Below are 23,074 nucleotides of genomic sequence, written 5' to 3' on the forward strand. Positions count from 1 at the left end.
CTTATTGCTTTGTTGTGTTTTTAAAATAACGATTAATCGCAATGGAGTGGAACTCCACACCATCAACACCGGCTTTCTGCATTACTGCATTTCCCTTCTGGTAAACAGGGAAAATAACTGCATTATCACAAACAATTTTCTCTGCATCAATTAATGCTTTCCATCTCGCAGCGGGATCTAATGCCAGCTCTCCTTTTTTCGCAGACTGTATGATAGAATCATATTCTTCATTGGACCAGAATCCGTAGTTATTAGGACTGTCTGTAATCCACATGTCAAGATAGGTCATGGGGTCTGCATAGTCCGGTCCCCAGCGGGTAAGACCTAATTCGAAATCACCATCCTGCATACGCTCTACACGATTTTTCTTTGGCAACTGCTCTAAGTTAATGGTAATTCCGGGAAGTGTGGTTTGAATCTCTGACTGAAGGAACTGCGCCACATTAATGGCAGATTCCGTATCTTCCACAATCATGTTATAGGTCAGACTTTCCACACCCAGCTCTTTTTTCGCCTCTTCCCAGTATTTTAAAGCTTCGGCCTTATCAGTCTTAAAATAATTGCTTCCTGCATCTTCCCGGTAATCCTTTCCATCCGGACCAGTTGCTAAAAGTGAAGGTACTGCAAAGTATGCAGGGGTCGAACCGTCCTTTAAAATGTTAGTACAAACTGCCTCTTTATCAAAACAAAGAGATAACGCCTTTCTTAAGTTGAGATTTTCAAGACCTGCCACTTTGGTATTAGGTGACATATACCACAAATAGCCTGCCATAATATTTTTAAATTCAGGATCTGCCTGGAACTGCTCTACCTGCTCCCCGGACAGTGTAACTAAGTCTAAATCCCCGTTCTGATATGCAAGCATTGCCTGCTGGGAATCTTTAATGACCTGATAATTAATTCCTTCAAGCTTTACATTGCCGGCATCCCAGTAATCCGGATTTTTCTCCAGTGTAATGGTGGTGGCTGCCGGTTCATATGCCGTAATCTTAAATGGCCCATTTGATAGCAGGGTATCCGGTGTGCTTGCATACTGATCTTTGCACCTGGTAAAAAAGTCTTCGTTCACCGGATAGAAAGTTGGGAAAGCCATCAGAGATTCAAAAAATGGTACCGGCACATCAAGCTCCACCTTTAATGTCTTATCATCAACCGCAGTAACTCCCAGTTCTTCCAGGGGCTTTTCACCAGAGGAGACTGCATCCGCATTTTTAATTCCTGCGATCCCTACGATAAAAGCGTATTCACTTGCTGTTACCGGGTTAACTGCTCTTCTCCACGCAAATACAAAATCCTTAGCAGTAACAGGCGTTCCATTGGACCATTTCGCATCCCTTAAATGATATGTAAGGGTCAGTCCATCTGCACTCTTATCCACGCTCTCTGCAAGAGCTGGTACTGGATTTCCGTCTGCATCCAGTTCATAAAGACCATCTGTCGTGTCCGCGATCACCTCGAACGAGGTTCCATCCGTTGCAATCTGGGGATCCATGGAAGCGACCTCCACATCAATATGTACATTTAATGCATTTTCTTTTGAAGCTGAAGATTCCTGTGTCTGAGCCGCTGCCTGTGTTTCACTGGTAGAAGAAACAGCTGGTTTAGAATTCCCACATCCGGATAATGACCATACCATCAGTCCGGATAATCCTAGTGACACCAATCTTTTCAAGGTTTTCCTCATTTAATTACCTCCCCATTCTTTTCATTTAAAAATGACTAAGGAATCTGGCAGAATTATATTCTGATCAGACGCCTTAGTCATAATTTTCCATAACTTTATGATATTTTTTGAAATTTGTCAATATTTTGAAGTATTTAATCTATTTAATAAGATCAATTAGTTAATATTCAAATGTATTTGTTTATATATACTAGCAAACAGTTAAATATATTAACATTATCTTTCATTTTTCAATATAAATATGTTTGTACTAAAAAAATAAGACGCAGAATTTTATTAATTCAACGTCTTGCTTTCATTTTTTACGTTTCCAGTCCGAACCGTTCTTCCAACATACTTCTAAGAATATCTACGATTCCACCTGCATCAATCCCGGTTTCGTCCACGGTAATATCCGCGTAGTTCTCGTAATAAGGGATACGCTCATCGTACAGATCCTTCAATGTCATCCCATCTTTCAGTACAACCCCACGGTCTGTTAAATCGCCCAACCGTTCCTCTACTGCCTCATAGCTGAGTTTTAAATAAACAACTGTACTGATTTTTTTAAGATGTTCCATGGCTTCTTTTCCATAAATAACACTTCCTCCCGGAGCAATCACACTGTTATGCACCGAAAGCGTTGCATTCACCCGGTTTTCCACATCAAGGAAGCCGTCCTGGCCTTCCTCTGCAATAATTTCTTTTAATAATCTTCCTTCCTGTTCCTGGATTACAATATCCACGTCAACAAAGGAATAACCGAGACGCTTTGCTAACAGAACCCCCACAGTGCTCTTACCAGAGGCAGGCATCCCGATTAAGGTAATGTTGTCCAGATTCTGGTTCCTTTTCATTTCCTTTTCCTCCTGTCCTTTGACTTTTTATCTGGCTTTCTCACAGAGTAACCAAAGCTGCCTACCTTTTTCCCCAATTCGAAATACTCCCCATGAGAATAAGAAATCAGCTTTGACTGGTTTAAATGGAATTTATTATGTTCGTCCATGTACTGGCTGTCCACCGTTACTCCAACAACCTCAGCCAGAAAAAGATCATGACTACCGAGAGGCTTTACCTCCGTTACCCTGCAGGAGAGAATTACCGGACTTTCCGCAATCCCCGGTACTCCGATCTTGGTTAAGGAACAGGGCGTTAATTTCATATCTGCAAATTTGTCTACGTCTCTGCCAGATTTAACGCCACAGTAATCCGCAGCCCGGACCAGGTCCGCTGTCACCAGGTTGACTGCAAATTCACCTGATTCCTTAATGATATCATAGGAATAACGCTCCCGTCTGATTGAAACAGACAGCATTGCCGGGGAAGAGCAGATTGTCCCAGCCCAGGCTACCGTAATAATATTGGGTTTTTCACCCACCCGCATACAGCTTACCATAACTGCAGGTACAGGATAGAGCATGTTACCCGGCTTCCAGTCTATCTTACCGGCTGACTTTGCCATTCCCTGCTCTCTGTTCGTTTTTTCTCTCATGAAGACGGCCTCCTATTATTCCTGTACTGCCAGCATGATTCCGGGAATCAGCTGTTTTTTCCTGGATACGACACCTGGAAGACTTACAAAATGCTCTTCCTGGTTTTCCACTGCCTCTTCTGCACGGAATGCAGTTGTGATCATCTGTTTTGCGCCCTGGCCCTCACATAGCAGCACCGTAGATTCCGTAAGTATATTGGTCAGCATAAAGAACATCATATCTACCCCATGTTCCTCTCTTGCTTTTTTCATATAGGGAAGCATTCTCTCTTTTAATTCTTCCAGCTCTTTGGCGTTTAAAGAACTGATCTGCCCCACTCCAAAGTTCACTTTTCCAAAGGTAAACTTCTTAAAATCCTGATAAAAGATCTCTGCATCAGTCTTTCCTTTTAAGTTACTTCCTGCCGCAAACATGGATGATGCATACTTTTCTATCTGTATTCCTGCGATCTCTGCAAGGCTGAGCGCAGCTTCCTTATCCGCCTCAGTACAGGTAGGAGAGCGAAACAGCAGTGTGTCAGAGATAATCGCGCTGCATAAAAGACCTGCAATTTTGGGTTCTATCTCAGTATGGGTTTCCTGATACATCTGATATATGATTGTAGCAGTACATCCAACGGGCTGGTTGCGGAAGAATACCGGTGCGATGGTCTCCACTGTTCCCAGTCTGTGATGGTCAATAATCTCCAGCACTTCAGCACTTACCATACCCTCAACAGCCTGGGAACGCTCATTATGATCAACCAGAATCAGCCGTTTTCCCTTTGCACCAAGTAAATTCCGGCGGGAAATCATGCCCTTATATTTACCATTTTTGTCGAGAACAGGAAAATCACGGTGACGCTTACTAGCCATCACATCCTTAATATCGTCAATATAATCCTCTACTTCAAAGGTAATCAGCCCTTCTGTCTTCATAAAATAGCTGATGGGGATGCTCTGGTTCACCAGACGTGCGGCTGTATAGGTATCATAAGGAGTTGTCATGACTGCACAGCCCCGTTCCTGTGCCAGCTTCTTAATAGTCATGGAGACTGCTGCTCCTTCACAGACAATGATACATGCCGCTTCCATCTCAATGGCACAAAGCTGGGATTCATAACGGTTGCCCAGTATGACTAAATCTCCCTTAGCAATATAGTATTCCATCATATCCGGATTGGCTGCAGCAATCAGTACCTTGCCATTATTGAAATAATCTCCAGCTACTCCGACTACCATGTCTCCTTCCAGTGTCTCCACAATATTTGCATACTGTGTATTGGCTTTTGAAAGAATGCTGCTGTCGTATACGTTCATATAAGATTTGGCAATATCACCTACTGTAATAAGCCCCTCCAGCATTCCATCATCCGTCACAGCCGGAATGGTCACAACGTTGGCTTCCTGCATCAGATTCCAGGTATTTTTCAGAGATAAGTTTTTCTTTACCCCCCTTATTTCCCGAATCTCAATATCAAGCACCTGCGTCTTTACATTCTCAATAAGCTCCGGAGGTTCAACCCCAAAATAATTAAGTACAAACTGTGTTTCCTCATTAACCCTGCCAGCTCTTCCGGGCTGATAATCTGCGTTTGTCAGCTGCCTTTTTAAATTAGCATAACAGACTGCCGAACAGATGGAATCCGTATCCGGGTTTTTATGTCCAATTACAATTGTTTTTCTGTTTCTGCGGTTCTCTTCCATGCCTTCCTCCTTTATTTCATAATCTGTTTACACAGCGTTCACATTGTGTTCACAAGTATTTTTTATACTAATTGTATAGAAATCGAACAACTAAAAACGCTTAAATAGTCAAATTGCACATAGATTTTTCATAATTGCCCCGACTGCCTGGCAGCCGGGGTCTCCTCATGTCACGAGGTTTATTCTTTGTGAAGTATTCCCATTATATCATAATTTAGTAAATTGTAAATAAGCCCTCACAAGCACAGTTAATGCAAAAAGGAAAGCAGGGAGAGTTTCATTCTCTCTGCTTTCCTTTTAAGACACATTCATAATCAGTCAAGAATTAATCTTGCCGCACCAAAGATACCTGCATCATTCCCCAGTGTTGCAAGAACAATCCTGCTTTTGCTTTTTGAAATTGGGGTAAATGCATCATAATGGCGGAAAATCTCATCTATCAGGAACTGGCCTGCCTTTGATACGCCTCCGCCTATAACGAATACTTCCGGATCAATGACCATGGAAATCTGCGCCAGCGTAAGCCCCAGATAGTGACCGACAACATCTATCACTGACTTTGCCAGTTCATCTCCCGCCTTTGCCGCATCTAACACTTCTTTTGCAGTCACATCATCTCCGAAGTCCCTTAAGCCAGAAGGAAGTTCAGTTGAAGCCATCTTCCTTCTGGCTTCCCTTGCAATTCCGGTCGCACTGGCAATCTGCTCCACGCAGCCCACACCGCCGCAGTTACAATGCTCCGTCTCTTCATCCCGGATATGAATATGACCGATTTCCCCTGCCAGTCCATGTTTACTGGAAATAATCTTCTCACCTAAGATTACGCCGCCGCCAACACCTGTGCCCAGAGTGACCATAACAATGTCTTCGTAGCCTTTTGCACCGCCCTGCCACATCTCGCCCAGAGCTGCCACATTGGCATCATTACCGCAGAGTACCGGAATTCCATCCAGCCTGCTGCTCAGCTCTCTGCCTGGATATAAATCACGCCAGCCTAAATTTACGCAAACCTCCACATATCCATCAGGCATAACCGGACCAGGAACGCCCATTCCTATTCCTTTGATTTCATCCAGAGAGAGTTTAAGTTTGGTAATCGTTTCCAGAATAGAGTCAGATACATCATCCAATATATATCTTCCGTTCTCTTCCGTTCTGGTCACTACCTCCCATTTATGAAGAAGTTCCCCTGTTGTTTCAAATATTCCGATCTTAACAGATGTTCCTCCCACATCTATGCCAATACACTTTTTTCCCATGTCCGATACGCTCCTTTATGCTTTTGTATCAAAGCAGATGTTTTGATTATAAGGATTTTGCCACCTCTGCAACATGCTCAGGTGTAAATCCAAAGTGCTCAAACAACAGCTTTGCAGGACCGCTGGCTCCAAACCCGGTCATAGTCACATATGCGCCGTCAAGACCAACATATTTGCCCCAGCCGAAGTCACTTAACGCTTCTACCGCCACACGTTTCCTTACTGCCTTCGGAAGTACAGATTCCTTATACTCATCGCTCTGCTCTTCAAATAAATCCATACAGGGCATAGAAACCACGCGGACTTTTCTGTCCGTAAGAAGCTCTTTTGCCTTCACAGAAAGTTCCACTTCCGATCCGCTTGCAATAAGAATCAGATCCGGTGTTCCTTCACAGTCATCGATAACGTAACCACCCTTTAAAGCCTCTTTGCTGCTTCCTGGCATAGGAGTTAAATTCTGTCTGGTCAGAACCAGGCCTGTCGGTGTCTTCTTGGAAGTCAGGGCAGAATACCAGGCTGCTTCTGTCTCTGTTTCATCACAAGGACGGAATACATGGAAGTTTGGCAATGCACGTAACATGGCAAGCTGCTCAATCGGCTCATGAGTCGGACCATCTTCACCAACACCAATGCTGTCGTGGGTGAATACAAAGGTTAACGGCACTCCCATCAAAGCGGAAAGACGTGCCATAGGCTTGGTATAATCACTGAAAACAAAGAAAGTGGACACATAGGTACGAAGTCCTCCGTGAAGCATCATACCGTTTCCAATGGCAGTCATACCAAGTTCCCGAACTCCGAAATGCATATTTCTTCCGCTACGGTTTTCTTTGCTGTAATCTCCCATATCCGACATATTCGTCTTATTGGAAGGCGCTAAATCTGCAGAGCCTCCGATTAAGTTAGGCATAAATGTTTTAATTCTGTTTAAAACCTGACCGGATAAGTTTCTGGTTGCATCTGCCTTTTCGGGCTTTTTCCAGAAATCAGCGCAAGCTTCAATGGATTTTTCTCCTGCATCCGGATCATAATATGCATTCCATAATGTCTCCAACTCAGGATATTCCTGACAATATGCAGCAAACATCACATTCCATGCTGCCTCTGTCTCTGCCTTTTCCTCTGCAAGTTCTCTATAATGGCTGTAAACTTCCTCCGGAACGTAGAACGGCTCCATAGAAGGCCAGCCCAGATTCTCTTTTAATGCAGTAATATTGTCTGCGCCCAGAGGTTCTCCATGAGCGCTTGCTTTTCCCTGTTTTGCAGGACAGCCGTAACCGATCTGGGTATTTATTGTAATAAAGGACGGATGCTCGGTATCAGCCTTCGCATCTTCAATAGCACGGCCGATGGCCTCCAGGTCGTTACCGTCTTCAACCGTAATAATCTGAAAACCAAATGCTTCCATACGTTTCTGTACGTTCTCTCTAAATGCGATATCTGTACTTCCTTCTATGGAAATTTTATTGGAATCATAGAAAACAATTAATTTCCCAAGACCAAGAGTGCCTGCAAGAGAAAATACCTCAGAGGAAATACCCTCCATCATACAGCCGTCACCGCCCAGAGCATAAGTGTAATGATCCACCACTGGATAGTTGTCCTTATTAAATACAGCGGCAAGATGGCTCTCAGCAATTGCCATACCTACTGCCATACCCATACCAGCGCCCAGAGGACCTGTTGTTGCTTCTACACCAACTGTATGGCCGTATTCCGGATGACCTGGGGTTTTAGAATCCATCTGACGGAAATTCATCACATCCTCTTTGGACAGATTTCCATATCCAAACAGATGAAGAAGTGAATACAGAAGCATGGATCCATGACCTCCGGATAATACAAAACGGTCTCTGTTGGCCCATGTAGGATCTGCTGGATTATGATTCATATGATTGGCCCATAATTCATACGCAGCGGATGCGCAGCCTAATGGAAGTCCCGGATGTCCGGAGTTAGCTTTCTGGATTGCATCGGCAGAAAGGATGCGGATTGCATTAATTGACATAGTATCGATGTTGCTCATTGGTATTGTCCTCCTATTTGTAATCTTATTTCTTTCATGTTTTGGGGTCCGGTCACGATCAGAGTATTTGGAAGTCTGCCGCCTCGGATTTTGGATATGGGAAAATCAAATGTACTGGAAAACTTAAGTCTTCCTGACATATTATAGACTCTGCAAGAGTCTTCATTATACAAAATTACCAGGTTTCCGTCAATATCAGCATGTGTATACTGATATTGGAAACCACTGGTAAATACCAGATTACCATTGGATTTATATACATTCAGCTTGTACTCATTCTCTCCTTCGGAATTATTAAGGATAATTCCTACATACTTGTCCGAGAAAAATACACTTTTTATCTCGTCCTCTGCCGGTACCTGTTTAATAAGTTCCGGAGAGAGAGCATTCTTTGTGGAGAAAAATGAAATACCGTTATCTGCAAACGCACAGGAATACGTGTCATCAAGGAACCGGACCTGTGCTACAAGTGATTGCTCGTATGGTTCATCAAATCCTCCCACCAGCCTGTTCCCTACACTTTTTCCTATCTCAGCAAAGTTATGAAAGGCAACTCTTCCGTTCATCGTTCCGTTTTTTAAATATGCATAGGCTCCAATCAGCTGGGTTCCATCTGGAGATAAGCTGATATCAACCGGATAACCGGATTTGCCTCCTAACAGAACTTTGATCTTCACATCCAAATAGCTGCCATCCCGTTTGTAAAAATACACGTAATTGGAAGTACTATCTTCTAAAATTGCCGCCACAACTCCGTGGGCAGATACCGTAGCTTTTATAATGGGCAGCACCGTCGTAGCCACTCCTGTATTACCTGTCTTGTCAAAGATATATATGGAATTGCCCTGCTGGTCTGCAATGACCGCGAAAGGTCCATTCACACTGGCAACCGGGGATTTCATCTCGTAGCTTTGGATCCATACCTCTTTTCCCTGGGAATCGATATACGAAGCTCCATCTTTGCTGTATTTCAGCACATTGCTGCCGAAGGTTAAATATCCCACATAGCTGCCCTCATTCAACGATTTTTCCCAGATGACACTGTATCCAGTATACTGACAATATTTAAAATATGTATACAGACTGACTGCTCCGGCAGACAGGATCAATAACACCACCAGAAAAATCTTAAATCTTTTCTTTTTTACCTTCGTGCGGGCTCTTTTTATGATTTCATTGCTGTCCTCGTCCTTTTGCGGTGAAGCCGGGACAATCTGACGCCGCAGCTGGTCTTTCTTTATCTCTCTGTTCATTGAGTTCATATCGCTCATGCAGTTTCTCCTAAAAATGCCCATATATAATTGTAGTATACATCAAATCGGAGAGAAACGCATTAAGTTTTTCTAAGGAAGACGCAATTTCTGACCCGCAACTATCTTATTTTCGTCTTCCAACCCATTTAATTCACAAATTTCTTTTAATTTACTGATATTATTGTATTCAGCTATACAGATTCCGTACAGGGTCTCGCCTTCCACCACAACATGGGTGCGCTGACCGTCCGATACTGCCGCCTCCGTTGCAGGTGAAGTCTCAGGCTTTGCTGCCTGTGTCACCTTTTCTCCTGTGTCTGTTTGAGGAGCAGCCGTTGTCTCACCGGCCGTATCCTCAGCCTGTGCCGCTGACTGTGCCGTCTCAGGCATAGTTTCAGACATAGTTTCCTTATTGACTGCAGAGGTTGGATAGACCTCTCCATCTGCTTCCTCCACCACAACTCCGGATTCTTTCTTATTTCCCTTTTCCTGGCTTTTATCTCCCAGAATTAGTTTTTCAGCCTTTGCCGGAATTGCAGATACTACTACACTTTCCATACCACGCATCTGTTCATAGTTGTTAAACATAACAATTCCGCCAGCTAATATGACGACTGACATGGCCATGCACATGCCCCGGAGAAGTCCGACAGTCTGATGCCTGTCCGATGCCTCTTCCTTATTCTCGCCCATTCGCTTGCGGAATTCTTCAATTACCTTATCATTTGTATCGGTTTCGATACGTTTTACATCCTTACGCAGTACCATATAGTCCTGCATCATCTGATTTCGTTCATAGTAGATACTGTACCCCTGAAGTTTATAAAACCCATCCTCCGAGGTAACATAAATTGTTTCATCCCCCTCCGTACCACAACTTAGATACATTAGCTTATTCGGTCCTCCAAAATACTGCATATGCTGTTTCCAGTAATTTAAAGGAGTCAGGTCATCTCCCGGACTTCCGCATATAAACCAGCCCTGTATGGACCGCTTGGGAAACAGCTGTTCCATGCTCTGGGAAGCCCTTTTCCAGGATAGCTCTGTAAAGGCCACCTTTCGCCCTTCTTCTGTTACATCCTCCATTTCCAATGCTCCGTCAATGAAGATATATGGAGTTCCTTCGTTTAGCTCCAGACTGCCTAATAGAAGTCCAACCCTTAGTCTTTGTCCACTTGCAGGATACAGACGTTTTAAATATGTGTTAACATAATCTTCTACATACAGTTTTACGATCTCATCCCGTTCCCCGATCTGTCTGATATTTTTTGGCAGCTTTGGGAACGGATTGTATAATTCATCCATTGGATCACCCCGCTATTCTATTTAATCCAATGAATCATAGCATACGGTAATTGAAAAACGTGTCAAAGAAAGTACGTATTTTCCCATAACTTTTCGACAAGGCAAATACTCCGGCTGATACAGTCGGCCATCCGCATTACAACAGAAAGCCGGATGCTCTGAAGCATGAGCGGATCATAATTTCCGCAGCTTCCCACGATACCAGTAATAAATATATCACCTACTGCACGAAGCTCCTTGCTCACTCCCAGTCCCGGCTTTAGTGCTCCTTTTCCAAGGGTAACATAACCGATGTGCTCCATATTTCCAACGGAAGCATCCACCGCTATCACCACATGATTGGGGTAACGTAGTTTTAAAATAGTCTGATAGGTCTCTAAATTCATGGCATGAACCGGACGCTCCAGCGTGCCAAGTATATCAATGTGTTCAATTCCCATTTCATTTAGCTTATAACCAATTAAGGGCCCAAGGCTGTCTCCCGTGGAACGGTCGGTACCAATGCATAGTAACAACACCCCCGCCGTTTTTCCATTCTCCTGCTCCGAGCATATCATGTTGTAAAGTCTGGCAGCAAATTCCTCGGCTTCAAAGGTCTGCCGTGTGTCATAATAAAAAACATCCCGATTTCCCCGGATTGCAATTCTTTCCCATATTTTCATAATATACTGCCCTGCTGTCCTTATTTTTCTCTGTTCTATTATAAGCCGGGTTCTCTGGAATTATTCACCGCATTCTCCTCTAAAAACACAAAAAAAGTACAGGTCTGCTATTTCCATGTGCAGGTTCCTGTACCTTTTGAATTAGTCTTTCATGCTATTGTAAATGTCTTTGGCTTCACTGATTGTTGATGCCTTTTCCATTCGTATGATATCAGCCAGTTCATCAAGCTTTTCCGGTATCATAAAATCAGATCCAATATAAGAAGCATAATTATCATTGATAAAAAGAGTCTGTTCCTTAACCCGTATCTGGGCTTCCTTCCAGTTTGTTACCACCTCTTCATGTTCTTTCTCAAGCATTGAGATCTTTTCTCTCTTGCTGCTGGCGATCTCATCGGAGATGATAGTACTTGTCACCTTATCAAACGTGTTTAAAGCCTCCTGTTTCTTGTCTGCTATATTCATAAGGTCCTGTTCTGTCTTAGCTATTTCGTCATCGAAACGTTCCAGATTATAGACCTTCTCATTCCTGTCCTTCTTTATGTCTCGTATAATGGCACGAAGCTTCCTTCGGTTGGATTTTATGGAGTTCTTAATGAGCCGCCCTTTCTTAAGAGCCTCAGGGTGCCTCACCCTGGTTCGGTTATTAATCAATATATAAATTCCTCCAAAAAACAGAATGGAGACAAAATAGATGCCTGCCAGATAAAATGTATTTCTATGAGGTATCAGAAAATAGACTCCGCACGGTATAGCCAGGAAGAAAATAAGTGCAGTAATCAGCAAAATAAACATTTCAGAAAATCCCCTGGTAAAAAACAGGGCATAGTACCAGGTACTTCTACAATAAGACGGAACATGATCCCGTTTGAAAACAGATTTAAGTTCCCCGGCCAGCTCTCTGTTTTTATCCTTAAGCTCCTGGGTTTCTTCTTCAATTCTTTCCTTTACACCCTGAGTTTTTGCTTTCTCCCGCTTATTCCTCAGGCGCTTTAAATGTTCCTGTTCCTTTGCGATCTCTCTGTCATAAGTATCGTTAATCTCCTGGACCCGCTTCTTTACCGTAAGGCTGATGGCATCGGTCACAGCCTTTCTCTCTGATTCCAATTCTCTTAAAAGATTCTTTTCTTCCAGACGGAATTTTTCCAGCAAACTTTTACTTACCGCCAGCTCCTGAACAGCTCTGCATGCTTCTCCCAGAAATCCAACCTGATCTTCAATCGGCTGTGCCATCTTTCGTCTTCCTCCTTCGGTTTTTCCTCTGATAATTTTATCATAGGATGACTGCTTTTACAACGTCCTGTATTTCTTCCTTGCCAGATTCCTTCCCATAATGCTATAATCGACTGAGTATACTGTTGTTGCAAACCGAAATTTGTCTGTTAGAAGGGAAAATTAATATGTTTCGTATGTGGGCAAAATTGATAACGAATACCCGGATCGTTAAAGATACCGTCATCTGTAACTCCGACTACAGTCTGTCCAGGACTTCCATGGTGTTTCAGTCTCTGGAGGAGATCTGCTATCAGTTTGATCTTGGAAAGCCCATTTGGCTTGATTCCACAATCAAGGATTTTAAACTACATTCAAAAGCACGATTTAATCAGGATAATTTTATAGAACCCATTGATTTTGATTTTCTTGAAATACAGATTATAGAAGAATAAACTCAGGGTAAAAAAAAAGTCCGCCACAGCCGTGGCAGGACTTTTTTATTATAAATTTATAATCTCTTTAAGAGCTCTTCTCTCTCCTTCTCAAACCCGGGTTTGCCAAGCAGAGCAAACATATTCTTTTTATAGCTTTCTACCCCCGGCTGGTTGAATGGATTCACTCCCAGAATATAGCCGCTTACACCACAGGCATATTCAAAGAAATAGAACAGCTGTCCTAAGCTGAATTCATCCTGCCCCGGAATGTTAACCATCAGATTCGGGACATCTCCGTCACTGTGCGCCAGAATCGTTCCATTCATCGCGCTCTTGTTGACGAAGTCCACGCTCTTTCCCGCCAGATAATTCATTCCGTCTGTATCAACCTCTTCTTCCTTTAAAAGAATCTCTGCCGGAGATTCTGCCACGTTTAATACAGTTTCAAACATAATTCGGGACCCATCCTGAATAAACTGTCCCATAGAGTGCAAGTCTGTGGTTAAATCCACTGCTGCCGGAAAAATACCTCTCTGATCCTTTCCCTCGCTTTCTCCAAACAGCTGTTTCCACCACTCGGAAACATAATGAAGGCTTGGCTCATAATTGGCCACGATCTCAACCGCTTTTCCTTTTCTTAAGAGGATGTTGCGGATTGCAGCGTACCGGAGAGCACCGTTGGACTCATAAGGTGCGCCTAATGCCTCCTCTCTGGCGGCGGCTGCGCCTTCCATCAATTTATTAATATCAGCGCCGGATACTGCAATCGGAAGAAGGCCGACTGCCGTAAGCACTGAGAAACGTCCTCCCACATCATCCGGAACAACAAACGTCTGATAACCCTCCTGGTCCGCTAAATTCTTTAACGCACCCTTCGCCTTATCCGTAGTGGCATAAATCCTTTTATTTGCCTCTTCACGTCCATACTTTTCGATCAGCAGATCCTTAAATACACGAAATGCAATTGCAGGCTCTGTGGTTGTACCGGATTTGGATATAATATTAACGGAGAAATCTTTTCCTTCCAGCACATCCTTTAAATCCTGAATGTATTTACTGCTGATGCTGTTGCCGACGAAATAAATCTCCGGAGTTTTACGTTTTCCTTTTGGTAATACGTTATAAAAGCTGTGGGATAAAAATTCGATCGCTGCCCTTGCACCAAGATAAGAACCGCCGATCCCGACAACCAGCAGAACATCCGAATCATTCTGAATCTTTTCTGCTGCTGCCTTTATTTCCTGGAATTCCTTTTTATCGTAATTGACCGGTAGATCAATCCATCCCAAGAAATCATTACCTGCACCAGTTTTGTTCATCAGCACTTCTTTCGCACACATTACAGTGGCTTTCATGTTATCCATCTCTTCTGCTGTTACAAAACCTGCTGCTTTGGAATCATCAAACACTATATTTCCCATTGCTAATATTCTCCTTTTCCTATTATGTCAGGTTCCTGTCTGCCTGTTTAGGAAAATTATATCATAAAATTCATCGAAATGCGACTTTATTTTCTTCTGCCCTCCGAACGTTCATGTTAAATATTCCTGAAGAATCTCCCCGATTAACTTTATTTCCTCCGGGTTTAAATCCTTAAGCCATTCCTCTCCCTGCCTGTTGCCCCGCACCTTTTCCCTGCTAGCCGCAATCTGCTCCAGACTCTTTTTTAAATAATCCACGTCACGGACGGAACTTTTTGCTTCCACTGATTCCATGGGTTCTCCTCTCATTGGCACATGCTCCATTTCATCAGAATATTCCTCCGTCTGCTTCTGAGGACGGTTACGCCCCCTTTGCCTGGTGCTCCTTCTGTCCGCTTTCCGGTCCGGTTCTGCCTCCGGCTCTGCTGCGTTCCTTGTCTGGGCAGCATAGATTGATCGGATATTCTCACGAGGCTCCAGTCTGGGACCAGTCATAGATGCCGATTCTTCCCGCTCCTGATCCAGCCGGTAGATCAATGTATTCTCCAGATAATTATCCAGTGCTGCAAACAGCTGCTGCCGCTTTTCTGCTATTCCGGCACCATGATCCACCAGTATGGTAAACAGGCCTGCCATAATACCTACGGAACCATACAACACAATATAGTAAGGATCTGTCCGGTACCAGTAGGCGCCAAATGCGGCGGCACCGCCTCCTAAGAAGCACCAGAGTGTCATTTGATTGGAAAACATGTTCCAGCCATGGAGTGTAATACCCATATGTTTAAAATCATACATCTGTCTTTCCAAATAAGCCTTGACCCTGGGAATCCCCTGGTTCATTTGATAAGTTGATTCGGTCTTCTGTTTAAAAGCACGAAGATTCCTGTTTTTGGTAAGTGTCAGATTATCTGATTCTTTAATCAGTCTTTTGTAGAGGTTACGTGTCAGCCATCTGGTAATAATACCAATACCGCAGAAAATTGCAAGCACGTATAACGCTTTGCCTGTCTGTAAAAATTCCAGCATAATAATAGCTCCCCTTTCTTCCCGGCATCTCCGGGTGATAGGTTTATTATAAACACCCGGACTGCCTTTGGGAAGATGAGAGAGCCTAGAATCGTTCGTCAAATCCTGCCAGGATTCGATTCTTAAGTTAATCTGAATATTTTTCTGCCATAGCTAAAATGAGGTTCACAGAAGCTTTAACTGCCTTCTGTTCAAACTCGCTGTAGTCCATATTTGCGCTGTCATCCGCCTTATCTGAGATTGCTCTGATAACCAGAAATGGTATGTGGTTTAAGTGGGCCGTCTGAGCGATAGCCGCACCCTCCATCTCCGTGCAAAAACCTTTAAATGTATCAGATATCCAGGTTTTTTTAACCCTGTCAGAAACAAACTGGTCCCCTGAAACCACTCTTCCTTTAAAAATTCCAACTTCAGGATTCACCTCTTTGCAGCAATTCTCAGCCAGATTCCGAAGATTTTCATCTGCATGAAATGAAAATTCCTTCATCTGGGGAATCTGTCCCGCCGGGTAACCAAAGCCGGTGGCATCCATATCATGATGTACCACATCGGTAGACAGAACCACATCACCAATATTGATTTCGTTCTTTAAAGAACCGGCGATTCCGGTATTAATGACAGCGCTCACATGGTAATGATCCGCCAGAATCTGTGTACAGATGGCAGCATTGACCTTTCCAATCCCGCACCGGACCACAACTGCTTCAAGCCCTTTTAATATTCCTTTATAAAAATCCATTGCCGCTATGGTTTCAACCGTTACATCATTCATGGATTCTTTTATTTCTGCAACTTCTACATCCATTGCTCCGATAATTCCTAACACAGCAGTCCTCCTTTATATTTTATCCATTATATCACCGGCTACCGTATTATTATAACGGAAAACGGAGCAATTGTGTGATTAATTTCAATATTTTCCGGACGCAGAGTCAAAAGCCGCTGATTGATTTGATTCCGGTTCCACAGCTCTTTTCGTATAATATTCTTTTCCGGTTGTATTGGTTACATTTGTAAGCTTGAATTTTGAAATCTGTTCCCGGAGAATCTGTGCCTGTGCAGCCAGCTCCTCACTGGAAGCAGAGCTTTCCTCTGCAGTTGCAGCATTGGTCTGTACGACTGCAGAAACCTGGGAAAGTCCCTGATTAATCTCAACAATGGCATTTGCCTGGTCCTGAGTGTCGGATTCTATCTGTTTTATTGCTTTATCAACCAGATCCGCTTTTACTGCAACATTATCTAAAAGCTTTAAACTTTCATTGGCCATCCGTTCCCCTTCTGCTACCTTATCCGTAGATTTCTGCACCAGATCCGCCGTCTGCTTGGCCGCTTCCGCTGATTTTGCAGCCAGATTTCTCACTTCATCCGCAACAACCGCAAAGCCCTTGCCTGCCTCACCCGCTCTTGCTGCTTCTACTGCCGCATTTAATGCCAGTATGTTTGTCTGGAAAGCAATGTCTTCCACAATCTTTGTTACTTTGGAAATCTCTTCAGAAGAATGGCTGATTTCTCTCATTGCCTCATTCAGCTGCTTCATTCGGTTATTGCTTTCTCCCACGCCCTGGCCTGCCTGGAATACAGATTCCGTTGCATTGCGTACAGATACCGTATTCTTTTCCGCTTTTTCTGTTACACTATGAACGGAAGCAGTCAGTTCTTCTATCGTAGCCGCCTGCTCTGTTGCACCAGATGCAAGTGCCTGGGATGCATCAGAGACCTGACCTGCTCCGGAGTTCACCTGCTCCGCAGCGGTATGAATTACCTGCATGGTTGAATTCAGAGAAGCGATAGTACTGAGTAAAGACTCTTTAATTGCTGAGAAATCCCCAACATAATCCAGATCCACAGTAAAGCTCATATTTCCCTGAGACAGCATGGTCAGTTTTGAAATAATATCTTCAATATATGATGTAAGTCTTGCATTAGTGGTACGGATGCTGTCTGCCATACGTCCCAGCTCATCACGACTTTCATAGTGAATTTCTGAGCGTAGATTTCCTTCCGCCATTTCTTTATAAACTTCTTCTATTTCTTTGACTGGTTTTAAGATTGCCCGTGTCAATATAAAAATAATAGAGAGGGTTGCTAAAACAGATGCCACCAGTACCACCAGAAGAATCACCCATGACTCAGCAATCACTCCTTTTGCTGTTTGCTTCTGAATATCTGCTTTTTGTGCACCAACCAGATTCATCTGTTCCATTATATCTGTAATCTGATTAAAAGGAGGTAAAAATTCTTCCTGGAAAATTTTATAGGCTGCGGATGAATCCTTAGTAGACGGATCATTAAGCAGTTCCAGTATTTTATTACGGGCTGCTTCTGCCTCCTGTACATGCTGATTTACATCTGCTATGTTTTTATCATTTGCTGCGCTGCGCTGGTTTTTAGCAAATTTATCAAAAACCTCCATGAAATTTTGTGCACTCTTACCGGACATATCAAGAGAGGGCTTGTAATCTTTCCCTGCTTCCTTCTCAAGAAGCGCCATCAGCAAAAATCTCTGAACCGAAACAGCTTCTCGTTGGGCCACTAAGTTGTTATAGGTAAGAGGATAGGTGAATTTCGAATATAAATCTACCTGATTACCTATTTTGGATATGCTGGCCGCAGAAGTTCCAAGGGAAACCAGTAATATTAAAAACACTACACCAAACCCGATTGATAACTTCCATTTAACCGATAAACCTCTGATAAATTCATTGAAACCTCTTTTGTCTTTCATAATTGTACCTCTCATTATGTATTTATTCTAAAATATATCTATCTCTGAACAGCGAAAAATCCAGGTCTTTAACCTGGTTATTTTCCGCCCGTCAGTTTTTTTATAACCATAGGTGCTGCAGTCAGAAACCATACCGTATATTGCTCCGGATTGTGCAGCATGCTTTCAGACAAATCAGTTGTTTCCATCCATTTCAGATCCATAATCTCTTCCTTGTCCGGACTGATTTCTCCATAATACTGACCAATAAACACATGATCATATTCATACTCATACATCTCGTTATGAAACTTGTGAAAATAAACAAATTCCCCCACTTCTTGGCAGCTGCAGACAACTGAAAGTTCCTGGTAAAGCCGCCGCTTAACTGCTTCCGTTAAAGATTCCTCACAGCGGGGATGGGAGCAGCATGCATTGGTCCATAAGCCGCCGGAATGATATTTTCCAATTGCACGCCGCTGAAGCAGTAATTTTCCCTCATGATACAAAAATACCGAAAAAGCCCTGTGAAGCAATCCTTTTTTATGGCACTCCTCTTTGGTTGCTTTCCCAATTTCCCGATCCTGTATATCAACACAGATTAAATGATCCATCATTGCTCCAATCAGTCATTTTTCAAATATTCTTTTAAAAACAGATCTGCAGCAGCTTCCACATTTTCACACAGGAGATTGATGTCCTGTACAGTTGCATGCTCTACGTGAACGCCAAGACTTACAGACACCGGCTCTCCGGCTGCTAAACAAAGCTTCTTTGCAATCTTTTCTGCAAGTTGTGCATCCTTGTGACCGGGTACTGTCAGGGTCCAGAGATCGCAACTGGAAAGCTGCTGCCCATCAATTTTTACACCAGGAGACGCTAATGCCACGCCTCCCAGATGAGCCCGTTCGCCTCCGTCTACAATAACGGCCAGTCCGTACCCATTTGTCACATGGGCAGTAAAATTTATTTTATGTTTTCCTGCTCCGAAGGTTTTGCTTATCATAGTGTCACTTCCTTTTTTAATCTCCCCGGCCCTACTTCGCACCGCGCCAGGGAACAAAGCTTTTTAGATCCAGTCCAAACTGCATCAGAATCTTACCAACTACATGATTAATCTGATCTTCCAGAGAACGAGCTCCATTATAGAAAGTCAGCATGGGGGGGATTATGGTACAACCTAAATCTGCAGCCTCAGACATATTGCGAAGATGAACCCTTCCAAGAGGCATTTCTCTTGTACAAAGAACCACTTTCCGGTTTTCCTTCATACAGACATCTGCTGCCCTGATCAGGAGATTATCGGTGAAACCATTTACTACTCCGGACAGCGTCTTCATACTGCAGGGCAATATAATCATTCCGTCTGTCTGATATGAGCCGCTTGAGATGGCTGCGGCAAGATTATGTACATCATAATAATAATCTGCCTGTTCAATTAACCTCTCAAAGGGTTCATCTGTCTCAAGCTCCCAGGTTTTTCTGGCACAATCCGATACTACCAGATGCACCTCACAATCCTTAAAACTTTTCAGCGCTTTTAGCAGATATAAACTCATTACTACACCGGTTGCTCCTGATACTCCTACAATAATTCGCATTAAAACACCTCTCTTAACAAGCAGTTATAAAATACCGAGCACGGTAAACCAGATGACTGCAAAAGCAACGGTAAAAAATATCGGAATAAGAAGCGGAACTCCCATCTTTACTGTTTCCTTTTGCGTATACATTCCATTTTCCTCCCCCTGTCCCACCAGTAAATTCAGGTGGTGGAACGGAAGAATATAATGACCGGAAATAGCCAGATAAATAACAAAAATTACTGCCACTTCATTGATTCCCAGTGCATTGGTACATACAAGGATTGCCGGTATGGCAACACCCATGACTGCTATTACAGACCCCATAAACATATGAATTGCAATAGCAATTGCGGCAATCATCAGGGATAGTACCAGTATGTTGCCAGGCATGGTTTTTGGAAGCAGCGTTTCTGCAAGCCATTCATTCATGCCCGTTACTGCTCCTACCTTTCCAATCGCAATTGCAGAGGTTAGAAATACCAGGACATGAACAGGAACATCTCCCCACTCTTTTACAGTCAGAACATTACCAATTACAGGCAGAGCCATACACATTGCCACAGCCAAAGTGACCCAGCCCACATCAAGACCGGTAATCCCATTGGTTAACCAGAGGCCTATTGCAATCAATATCCAGATCAGGGTTCTCTTTTCCTTTTCAGTCATTTTACCAAGGGCTGACTGTGCAGCACGCACTTCCTCAAAATTAACTTCAACCTCTTTTGACGGTTTAAACAGAATCAGAATCAAAAGCAGGGTTGAGATGCTTAAAAACAGGGCCGGCGGTCCCATTAACTGAAACCATCGTATAAAATTAATACTTTCTGTCGTACAGTAAGTCACTACCAGGGGGTTGATTACAGAATCGCCGGTTAAAAAAACAAGTGAAACCGGTACTGAGGCTGCAAATACCGTAAAGCCTACTTTGACTGCATCTTCCTTTGGCATATTTGCCGCCTTAATCACAACTGACATGACAGACATGATTAAAAACGCCCGCGGCCAGGGGTGGGGGATAAACAGTGACAGTATAAAGGTCAGTACAAAAATGCCAATGATAATGCTCTTCCATGAGCTGACAAATTTGAGGATGTAGGCATAAGAAATACGTTCCCCTAATCCCGACTTTTTAACAGCTGCCGCAATCATATAAGCACCAATGACCAGCCACAGGGTAGAGGTTGTCCAGCCTGCAAATACCACTTTCGTATCAGCAAGCTTTAATAAACATACGCAGACCAGATAAAATCCCCCGATGTAACCTGACTGGGCAACCTGCGCTGCCCACCAGATTACTGTCATTAATGTTAATCCAAGACAAATCTGTCCTTCCTTAGACAGACCTTCAAGGGGAAGAAGTAGGACAAGGACAAAAACAATAATACCAATTAAAAAACCTGATTTCTGTTTGGTGAATGTCACGAAGCTTCTCCTTTCACGATCAATATCTCATAATATTACTTATCAAGAGGGGGAATGGGAGGAATAATCTGTAAGTTTTCTATCTCTTCCTTTTTCAGCTTAAATTTTTCATGAACCTGAGGAGTTTCAGTAGATCTCCAGGAATAGAAGCAATCCATACATTCATAAACTTCCCAGACATTTCCTACCGGAGAGGTTGCAATCACTTCAATTTTAGTTCCGTCACAGCGGGGACATTTCATAGTTCAATCTCCTTTCATTATTGCTTACATCTCAGACATCAGTTTTCGGATCAAGTCTTCATACTTCTCATAACCTACAGGCGGCTCTAAAAGTTCTACTTCTCTTGGATTCGGCTCCGGATCTTTTGGAGTTGTGGCATCAATAATCAGTTTGGAATGCATACCGGCAGGATATGAGGAGGGATCCAGAGGCATTCCCGGACAATTGGGAATCACTACAACGTCCTTATCCGGTCTGACGCGGGTTGTCAACGCCCACATAACCTGGGGGAGATTAAATGGATCAACAAATTCATCAACAATAATAATGATCTTACTGTACGAACCTCCATGAGGGGTGGATAGAAGCCGGAATGCCACCTCTTTTCCGAAACCTCCAAACCTTACCTTTGTGGATATAATACAGCCGATTCCATGTGTATACATCGCATTGACTGCCTGTACTTCCGGGAAGTCTCTCTTTATCTGCTGGTAAAGAGGAACCGATGTATTTAAAGCCATGAGATAATCGATTTCAGTCCAAGGTATACCAAGATAAAGGTTTTCAAAAATCGGGTTTGTCCTGTGAGTTACATGAGTAATTGTAATAACGCACTGACGTCTGGAACCAGAGTAGGAGCCAGGAAATTCTCCGAACGGGCCTTCCACTTCCCGTACCCTTGGCTCAATATAACCTTCCAAAACAACCTCAGAACCGGCAGGAACGTAAAGATTCTTATAAAGATCAGATTGAACAATCTGAGTCGGCACACCATCCTGTAAGGCTCCTACGAATTCGTACTCATTTTGAGTATACATTACTGGTGTAGATGCCATATAGGTAACCAGTGGACTGTTTCCAACTGTAATGCAAATCGGTACCTTTTCATTTTTTCTCTCCGCAGCTTCCAGTTGGATCGCAATATCATGAAATGCCAGTGCTTGAATGCCCACACGGTTTTTCCCTTTTATCTGAATACGGTATGTACCTACATTTAACTTGTCAAAGTTATCCGGCTCCCTCGGGTCCGCCGTAATAATAGAAGCTTTGGAAAGAAAGAAACCGCCATCCTGGTCATTGATCCGATATAATGGAAAAAGCTCAAACAGGTTGATATCCTCCGCCTTATCAATGGTATTTTCTTTACAGGGAGCATCTTCTCTTTTAAGAATTTCAGGTTTCACCGGGAATCGGTCCCATCTGCTGTTAATTTCATGAAATTGCTCCTTAACGGTTGCCTTTTTCTCCATCCCCAGCATCAGAGCATGATTGGCCCATGAACCGTGTACATTAGTGACTACGCTGTAAGGATATCCTTTAACCTTCTCAAACAAAACAGCCGGGCCACCTTCAATGTTTGCCGCAGCCCTTCCTGCCGCCGCAATATCCGGCTCTGGATTGACCTCCTCCTTAATTCGTACTAACTGTCCGTTTTCTTCCAGAGTGGAAAGGAAACTGCGCAAATCCTGATAAACTTTTGCCATGAATTTTCCTCCTGATCTTCTTCATAAACTGATGATATGGTTACAAGCTGGGATATTTTTCCAACATAATAAAATTATAATCAATTACAAATTTCATGGCAATTCGATTAAATTCGCGGCATTATTCCAAAATGGAAATGAAAAATTACCCATCACATCAAATTTGACTTGCAACAAACGATAAAACTTTAGTATGGTTAAATAGAAATGA

Annotated in this window: 21 protein-coding genes; 1 reads left to right on the top strand and 20 read right to left on the bottom strand. The window is 43.1% G+C overall.

Annotated elements, in window-relative coordinates; all coding sequences use genetic code 11:
- Position 1: 1 nt before the first annotated feature.
- The 10 genes from RZO55_RS05670 to RZO55_RS05715 all read right to left on the bottom strand — a co-directional run bounded on the left by RZO55_RS05670 (position 2) and on the right by RZO55_RS05715 (position 12,579).
- On the bottom strand, positions 2-1,684 hold the full coding sequence (locus RZO55_RS05670; protein WP_318063315.1) for a peptide ABC transporter substrate-binding protein: 1,683 nt from the start codon (positions 1,682-1,684) through the stop codon (positions 2-4).
- A 302-nt stretch (positions 1,685-1,986) separates the two neighbouring features.
- Positions 1,987-2,520, bottom strand: coding sequence for a shikimate kinase (locus RZO55_RS05675; RefSeq protein WP_318063316.1), 534 nt, complete (start codon positions 2,518-2,520; stop codon positions 1,987-1,989).
- Entirely contained in the window at positions 2,517-3,155 is a 639-nt protein-coding gene (locus RZO55_RS05680; RefSeq protein WP_318063317.1) for a flavin reductase family protein, read from the bottom strand. The genes RZO55_RS05675 and RZO55_RS05680 overlap by 4 nt, the downstream gene beginning before the upstream one ends.
- A gap of 15 nt (positions 3,156-3,170) precedes the next feature.
- Positions 3,171-4,841 (bottom strand): putative manganese-dependent inorganic diphosphatase, encoded by a 1,671-nt coding sequence (locus RZO55_RS05685; RefSeq protein ID WP_318063318.1) that lies wholly within the window; start codon positions 4,839-4,841, stop codon positions 3,171-3,173.
- Between the two features lie 314 nt (positions 4,842-5,155).
- The gene (locus RZO55_RS05690; protein WP_318063319.1) at positions 5,156-6,100 is read right to left on the bottom strand and encodes an ROK family glucokinase; all 945 of its coding nucleotides are present in this window, start codon (positions 6,098-6,100) and stop codon (positions 5,156-5,158) included.
- 46 nt (positions 6,101-6,146) lie between these two features.
- On the bottom strand, positions 6,147-8,126 hold the full coding sequence (tkt, locus tag RZO55_RS05695) for a transketolase (protein ID WP_318063320.1): 1,980 nt from the start codon (positions 8,124-8,126) through the stop codon (positions 6,147-6,149).
- The gene (locus RZO55_RS05700; protein ID WP_318063321.1) at positions 8,123-9,397 is read right to left on the bottom strand and encodes a DUF5711 family protein; all 1,275 of its coding nucleotides are present in this window, start codon (positions 9,395-9,397) and stop codon (positions 8,123-8,125) included. Before RZO55_RS05700 ends, tkt begins: the two co-directional genes overlap by 4 nt.
- A gap of 72 nt (positions 9,398-9,469) precedes the next feature.
- On the bottom strand, positions 9,470-10,684 hold the full coding sequence (locus RZO55_RS05705; protein WP_318063322.1) for a LysM peptidoglycan-binding domain-containing protein: 1,215 nt from the start codon (positions 10,682-10,684) through the stop codon (positions 9,470-9,472).
- 62 nt (positions 10,685-10,746) lie between these two features.
- Positions 10,747-11,346 carry a spore protease YyaC gene (gene yyaC, locus RZO55_RS05710; RefSeq protein ID WP_318063323.1) on the bottom strand — a complete coding sequence of 200 codons (600 nt, stop codon included), beginning with the start codon at positions 11,344-11,346 and terminating at the stop codon, positions 10,747-10,749.
- Between the two features lie 141 nt (positions 11,347-11,487).
- Positions 11,488-12,579 carry a hypothetical protein gene (locus tag RZO55_RS05715; protein WP_318063324.1) on the bottom strand — a complete coding sequence of 364 codons (1,092 nt, stop codon included), beginning with the start codon at positions 12,577-12,579 and terminating at the stop codon, positions 11,488-11,490.
- Between the two features lie 167 nt (positions 12,580-12,746).
- Here RZO55_RS05715 and RZO55_RS05720 point away from each other — a divergent pair, with 167 nt between their 5' ends.
- On the top strand, positions 12,747-13,013 hold the full coding sequence (locus RZO55_RS05720; RefSeq protein ID WP_318063325.1) for a hypothetical protein: 267 nt from the start codon (positions 12,747-12,749) through the stop codon (positions 13,011-13,013).
- Between the two features lie 56 nt (positions 13,014-13,069).
- Here the strand turns inward: RZO55_RS05720 and RZO55_RS05725 are convergent, their stop codons facing one another.
- The 10 genes from RZO55_RS05725 to RZO55_RS05770 form a co-directional block, all read right to left on the bottom strand.
- Entirely contained in the window at positions 13,070-14,416 is a 1,347-nt protein-coding gene (locus RZO55_RS05725; protein ID WP_318063326.1) for a glucose-6-phosphate isomerase, read from the bottom strand.
- 111 nt (positions 14,417-14,527) lie between these two features.
- The gene (locus tag RZO55_RS05730) at positions 14,528-15,445 is read right to left on the bottom strand and encodes a hypothetical protein (protein WP_318063327.1); all 918 of its coding nucleotides are present in this window, start codon (positions 15,443-15,445) and stop codon (positions 14,528-14,530) included.
- Between the two features lie 127 nt (positions 15,446-15,572).
- The gene (locus RZO55_RS05735) at positions 15,573-16,271 is read right to left on the bottom strand and encodes a 5'-methylthioadenosine/adenosylhomocysteine nucleosidase (RefSeq protein ID WP_318063328.1); all 699 of its coding nucleotides are present in this window, start codon (positions 16,269-16,271) and stop codon (positions 15,573-15,575) included.
- 84 nt (positions 16,272-16,355) lie between these two features.
- Positions 16,356-18,170, bottom strand: a complete 1,815-nt coding sequence (locus tag RZO55_RS05740) for a methyl-accepting chemotaxis protein (protein WP_318063329.1) — start codon at positions 18,168-18,170, stop codon at positions 16,356-16,358.
- Positions 18,171-18,247: 77 nt separating this feature from the next.
- Positions 18,248-18,766, bottom strand: a complete 519-nt coding sequence (gene idi / locus RZO55_RS05745; protein ID WP_318063330.1) for an isopentenyl-diphosphate Delta-isomerase — start codon at positions 18,764-18,766, stop codon at positions 18,248-18,250.
- Positions 18,767-18,774: 8 nt separating this feature from the next.
- A complete protein-coding gene (lpdD, locus tag RZO55_RS05750; RefSeq protein WP_318063331.1) occupies positions 18,775-19,155 on the bottom strand; it encodes a prenylated flavin chaperone LpdD in 381 nt (126 codons plus the stop codon).
- A 31-nt stretch (positions 19,156-19,186) separates the two neighbouring features.
- On the bottom strand, positions 19,187-19,750 hold the full coding sequence (locus RZO55_RS05755; RefSeq protein ID WP_318063332.1) for a UbiX family flavin prenyltransferase: 564 nt from the start codon (positions 19,748-19,750) through the stop codon (positions 19,187-19,189).
- Positions 19,751-19,774: 24 nt separating this feature from the next.
- On the bottom strand, positions 19,775-21,157 hold the full coding sequence (locus RZO55_RS05760) for an SLC13 family permease (protein WP_318063333.1): 1,383 nt from the start codon (positions 21,155-21,157) through the stop codon (positions 19,775-19,777).
- 35 nt (positions 21,158-21,192) lie between these two features.
- Positions 21,193-21,399, bottom strand: a complete 207-nt coding sequence (locus RZO55_RS05765) for a non-oxidative hydroxyarylic acid decarboxylases subunit D (RefSeq protein WP_318063334.1) — start codon at positions 21,397-21,399, stop codon at positions 21,193-21,195.
- Positions 21,400-21,423: 24 nt separating this feature from the next.
- On the bottom strand, positions 21,424-22,863 hold the full coding sequence (locus tag RZO55_RS05770; protein WP_318063335.1) for a non-oxidative hydroxyarylic acid decarboxylases subunit C: 1,440 nt from the start codon (positions 22,861-22,863) through the stop codon (positions 21,424-21,426).
- Positions 22,864-23,074: the final 211 nt, after the last annotated feature.

Source organism: Clostridium boliviensis (assembly GCF_033342255.1).
In the GTDB taxonomy this organism is placed as follows: Bacteria; Bacillota; Clostridia; order Lachnospirales; family Lachnospiraceae; genus Lacrimispora; species Lacrimispora boliviensis.

Coding starts and splice junctions, on each gene's coding strand:
- RZO55_RS05670 (WP_318063315.1), bottom strand. CDS start 1,684: ATGAGGAAAACCTTGAAAAGATTGGTGTCACTAGGATTATCCGGACTG.
- RZO55_RS05675 (WP_318063316.1), bottom strand. CDS start 2,520: ATGAAAAGGAACCAGAATCTGGACAACATTACCTTAATCGGGATGCCT.
- RZO55_RS05680 (WP_318063317.1), bottom strand. CDS start 3,155: ATGAGAGAAAAAACGAACAGAGAGCAGGGAATGGCAAAGTCAGCCGGT.
- RZO55_RS05685 (WP_318063318.1), bottom strand. CDS start 4,841: ATGGAAGAGAACCGCAGAAACAGAAAAACAATTGTAATTGGACATAAA.
- RZO55_RS05690 (WP_318063319.1), bottom strand. CDS start 6,100: ATGGGAAAAAAGTGTATTGGCATAGATGTGGGAGGAACATCTGTTAAG.
- tkt (WP_318063320.1), bottom strand. CDS start 8,126: ATGAGCAACATCGATACTATGTCAATTAATGCAATCCGCATCCTTTCT.
- RZO55_RS05700 (WP_318063321.1), bottom strand. CDS start 9,397: ATGAGCGATATGAACTCAATGAACAGAGAGATAAAGAAAGACCAGCTG.
- RZO55_RS05705 (WP_318063322.1), bottom strand. CDS start 10,684: ATGGATGAATTATACAATCCGTTCCCAAAGCTGCCAAAAAATATCAGA.
- yyaC (WP_318063323.1), bottom strand. CDS start 11,346: ATGAAAATATGGGAAAGAATTGCAATCCGGGGAAATCGGGATGTTTTT.
- RZO55_RS05715 (WP_318063324.1), bottom strand. CDS start 12,579: ATGGCACAGCCGATTGAAGATCAGGTTGGATTTCTGGGAGAAGCATGC.
- RZO55_RS05720 (WP_318063325.1), top strand. CDS start 12,747: ATGTTTCGTATGTGGGCAAAATTGATAACGAATACCCGGATCGTTAAA.
- RZO55_RS05725 (WP_318063326.1), bottom strand. CDS start 14,416: ATGGGAAATATAGTGTTTGATGATTCCAAAGCAGCAGGTTTTGTAACA.
- RZO55_RS05730 (WP_318063327.1), bottom strand. CDS start 15,445: ATGCTGGAATTTTTACAGACAGGCAAAGCGTTATACGTGCTTGCAATT.
- RZO55_RS05740 (WP_318063329.1), bottom strand. CDS start 18,170: ATGAAAGACAAAAGAGGTTTCAATGAATTTATCAGAGGTTTATCGGTT.
- idi (WP_318063330.1), bottom strand. CDS start 18,766: ATGATGGATCATTTAATCTGTGTTGATATACAGGATCGGGAAATTGGG.
- lpdD (WP_318063331.1), bottom strand. CDS start 19,155: ATGATAAGCAAAACCTTCGGAGCAGGAAAACATAAAATAAATTTTACT.
- RZO55_RS05755 (WP_318063332.1), bottom strand. CDS start 19,750: ATGCGAATTATTGTAGGAGTATCAGGAGCAACCGGTGTAGTAATGAGT.
- RZO55_RS05765 (WP_318063334.1), bottom strand. CDS start 21,399: ATGAAATGTCCCCGCTGTGACGGAACTAAAATTGAAGTGATTGCAACC.
- RZO55_RS05770 (WP_318063335.1), bottom strand. CDS start 22,863: ATGGCAAAAGTTTATCAGGATTTGCGCAGTTTCCTTTCCACTCTGGAA.